Origin of the sequence: Metalysinibacillus jejuensis (assembly GCF_003057615.1) — a bacterium.
Taxonomy (GTDB): Bacteria; Bacillota; Bacilli; order Bacillales_A; family Planococcaceae; genus Metalysinibacillus; species Metalysinibacillus jejuensis.
In genome coordinates this window covers 1-3,957 of sequence record NZ_QAFW01000093.1, presented here as the reverse complement: position 1 = coordinate 3,957, position 3,957 = coordinate 1, and the positions used below count along the sequence as shown (strand labels likewise).

The following is a 3,957-nucleotide window of genomic DNA, read 5'->3' as shown; positions in this document are numbered from 1 at the left end:
ATCTTCAGCGTCATCTAAATTTAATTCTTTGTGTATTTCTTTCAGCAGACCACCATAGGAAATTAATCTTTTGTAGGCGAGCGCCTTATCTAAATCTTTCACTGTTTGAATATTCTCAGGTGTCACTTGATTCCCTCGAATCACATCCGTATCTTTTACTGGATACTTCGATACTTCAAAAATGGCGTTCTGTTCAGCAATGGATTTTTTCACTTCGTCTTCCAGTTCGACAAAATTCGTCGTATCTTTTTTTGGCTTCACTCGTTGTACATGCACAATCGGGACATAATCTAATTTCATGGCACGCTGCCATAAATCAGTCCATTCTGACTGCTTGATATAATTACGTCCGAAATAATCATTTGGTACAGCCAGTAACACATGAAAATGCGGATGATATGTACCATACCATTCACTTTCTTTATCCCAATTCCGAGTTACTTCCATGGCGCGAAAATACCCACGTACCGACTTTTTAAAACGAGCGTATTTCGTAAAACGGTTAAACGCTTGTGTCATCTGATCCATTGTATTTTTTAAATCATGTCCTTCAACATTTCGCACTGTAAGCGTCAGAAATATCCAACGAACTTTTTCTCTCTCATTGACTGCTGCAATAATTTTTTTATTTTGAAAAGCAATTTTCAGCGACCTGCGCCAGTTGCACATCGGACATAACCTCGCTTTACAAAAATACGCTTGGTACAACTTCAAACGATTATTCATCAACTTAAACTTCAATACATTGCCGCATTCTTGCATACGTTCTGCTTTTTTTTCCAGTCCTTCGACTGCTGCATGATGTTCTGCCATCAAAATTGAACGTTTCTTCTTTCCTTTCCAGTCACGTTCTTTCCCTCGACTGTCGATATCTTTTAGCATTTCACCACTTGCAAGTACACTTGTAGTTGTGCTATCATTTTGTTGATTATTCAAGTGAATACACCTCTCCCTTTGCGGTGAGGAAATACAAAAACCCCACTGTTTGATTTGAATTTGACACTTAAATCATAGCACAGTGGGTTTTTACATGTCAAAAGGCACTCAAACCCATGTGGCTGTAAGGCGCAACCCTATTTTAGAGCAGTCTAGTTGTTTCTATATGTATCAAGACAAGAAAGAACTCATTTTCGCTACGCTCAAATGCGAGGTTTTCGCTGCGCTCAAACCCAAGTTCAAAACCAAAAAACAAAGCCACCTGGAAGGGTGGCTTTTTATAATTCCATATCATACGATTTCGATTTATTTTTCTTCTTAGTCGAATTTTGATTATTAATGCGCTCTTGCTGACGTTTTAAGCCGTCCATAGAGAATTGTTGGCTTTTCTCTAGCAATCTATCGAGAAAGGCTTTTAAAAGCCCTAAAAAGCCCTCTAAACGATTCTCAGGGATTGTCTTAGCTTTCTTATTCTCTTGAAGTACGGAAAGCCATTCCTCACCTTCCTGTGCGTTTCTAGGATTATGCCCATTCTCTAAGTTGAACATAATAAGACGACCTTTCTTTTCTAACTCACTAATATTCAAATCTTGATTGGTATCTTGGAGCTTGCTCTTAAAAATAACTTCGTTTTTTGTAACTTCAATGAGTTTCCCCTTTGTTCCTTCCAGTTGCTTTTCTAACTCATTCGCTCGATTTTCAAATTTATCCGCTCGTTGATCAGCACGCTGAACACTCGCTTTTAAATTTTGAATTTCTTCGCTTGCAGCACTCATTTTTTTCTCACTATGATATTTGATTTTTACACTCGATTTTGCAACATCTATTAATTTTTTATATTCACTGGAAGGTAAAGTAACCTTGTCCGTAAATATAGCACTCTTTGCTGATTGTTCTATTCGTTCGACAATTTCCTTCGGCTTTTTAAATGCCCTTAAATCTGACAGCACCGTTTCTTTTTCTGCTTCAAGCTCCTGAATTTCACTCTCTAGCTGTTTTTTCTCTTTGTAGTCGTTCACGTCCTTGTAATCATTCGTACCAACTAGCTTGCGCTCAATCCCACGCTCTTTCATCAAATTTTCAAGCACAGCCATTTCTTTCTCTCGCCAGTTCTCAAATGGTCGTTCTTGATTAAAATTTTCATCCTGACTTGCTATAGCTTTATTAAACGATACTTGTTTTTCTAACCCTCGCTTATAATCTTCCGCAACTGGCACAAAATTTAAGTGTAAATGTGGAGTAGCTTCGTCATTATGAATCACCGCATTATAAACTTTTAAGTTAGGATTTCGTTCTGCAAAACCATTAAACCATTCCTCTAAAATTTGATTAGCTTTTTCATAATCTTCTCGACTAGAAAAATCGTCCTTATTTCCAACTTGAATAATCATTTCTTGTTGGGGTTTTGTTTTCTTACTGGCGCAAATATTTTTGTAATAATCTTTAATTTTTCTATCGTTTCGTTTTTGTTTAGCATTATATTTTTCTAACGCTTCACCAAATTCCTCTTTGTAAACTTCTTTAATATCCTTCTCGACTAAATATTTATTTTCACTAGAACGGCTTTCGTCAATATGTGGATTTAGCTCTTTTTCTTTATCACTCATTGTTCTGTTATTGTGGGCTATATTTGTTTTGCCAGTATCCAATTTTAATGACGCACTCATTGCTCCCATACAAATCACCTCGTTAAGTCAATCATGACAGAAGGTTTGTTACTTTGTCAAAGTAACGTTTTGCGTATAGTGACATTTTCGCTACGCTCGATTTCACTATACAACGCTCTGCCGAGGGCTTGCAGCTGTCGCTGACTGTACGCTTTAGCGCACAGAAAAGATTAAGTTCATGGGCCTTGCCCAAACCCACAAAGGGGAAAGTTTCCCCTTGACCCCCCTTTAAAAATCTCCCCCATCCCCCTCACTTTTTTGAGGGGGCTCCCTCGCCGGTAGGCAGCTCCAAAAGGTGTGACCTTTTGAAGACAGCAAGAGGGTTTGGGTGTAGTGAAATTGTCAACTCCTTAAATTCTCACTGCAAAGATCAGCAAAGAACGCTGACCTTTTCCGTTGCGATTTATCGTTGACAATTGCCACGTTTCACCTTCTCCCTCAAGCGAGTTAAAAACAAAAAAAGAGCAGCTTTCGCTACTCTCATAAATTATTTTTTATAAAATAATTTTCACGTTCCCAATTCCAATATGCATAGATTTAGGTATTTCCTCTTATCAAATTTTACAAGTATTAATAAGGTGATTTTGTATAAATTTTTTCAGCATCTTTAACACTTGTCATATCAAATGTGCTGTAAATTGCTCGTACAATTTTTTTGATTTCATCAGCTGGATAATTTAAATCTTCTAAACCTTTGATTGCGTAGCCTAAGCAAGCATAATTGCTCCATTCCGATTCATTCCCTAGTGCATTCAAAACAATTTCACGTAAAAATTTTGAACGGTTTCCTTCCGCTTTTTCATCTAGCCAATCCCAATTTTCTTCCGTTAACGTAAGAGAAACCTTTTTTGTAACTCCAATTGCCGGGCGACCAACTTTACCAAGTTCACCGTTTACTAATTTTACGCGACAATCAACGCATAGAATTAACTTTTCATTTCCTGCAACAAAATCAATGACATCTTTTTTACTACCGCAATTCATACATTTCATTTTTATTCCCCCTGTTTTATAAGTTACTTATATTATAACATTTAAGTTACTTAAACTCAACAATTAAAGTAACTTTTATTATCAGAAAATAAAAAAAGAGTAGCCGCAGCTACTCCATTAATCATCAAATTTTTTAATTACATAATTGTTTAAACCAACATGCCAATATGCCATCACTTCAACAGCACCATTTGCTATCTCATCTGTCTCATCATCAACGTGTACCAAGTCGCCATCTTCAGCGTCATCTAAATTTAATTCTTTGTGTATTTCTTTCAGCAGACCACCATAGGAAATTAATCTTTTGTAGGCGAGCGCCTTATCTAAATCTTTCACTGTTTGAATATTCTCAGGTGTCACT

General features: G+C 36.8%; 4 protein-coding genes. All 4 read right to left on the bottom strand.

The genetic code is table 11. The annotated features are described in order from the left end of the window. Positions 1–936 (bottom strand): protein rep (locus DDE80_RS13930; protein ID WP_235612352.1); only part of this gene is annotated, 936 nt, incomplete at its 3' end. A 278-nt stretch (positions 937–1,214) separates the two neighbouring features. After that, positions 1,215–2,612, bottom strand: coding sequence for a plasmid recombination protein (locus DDE80_RS13925; protein WP_235612351.1), 1,398 nt, complete (start codon positions 2,610–2,612; stop codon positions 1,215–1,217). Positions 2,613–3,173: 561 nt separating this feature from the next. Further along, the gene (locus DDE80_RS15495) at positions 3,174–3,596 is read right to left on the bottom strand and encodes a hypothetical protein (protein WP_235612350.1); all 423 of its coding nucleotides are present in this window, start codon (positions 3,594–3,596) and stop codon (positions 3,174–3,176) included. 117 nt (positions 3,597–3,713) lie between these two features. Beyond that, a partial coding sequence (locus tag DDE80_RS13915; RefSeq protein WP_161952353.1) for a protein rep occupies positions 3,714–3,957 on the bottom strand: 244 nt, incomplete at its 5' end.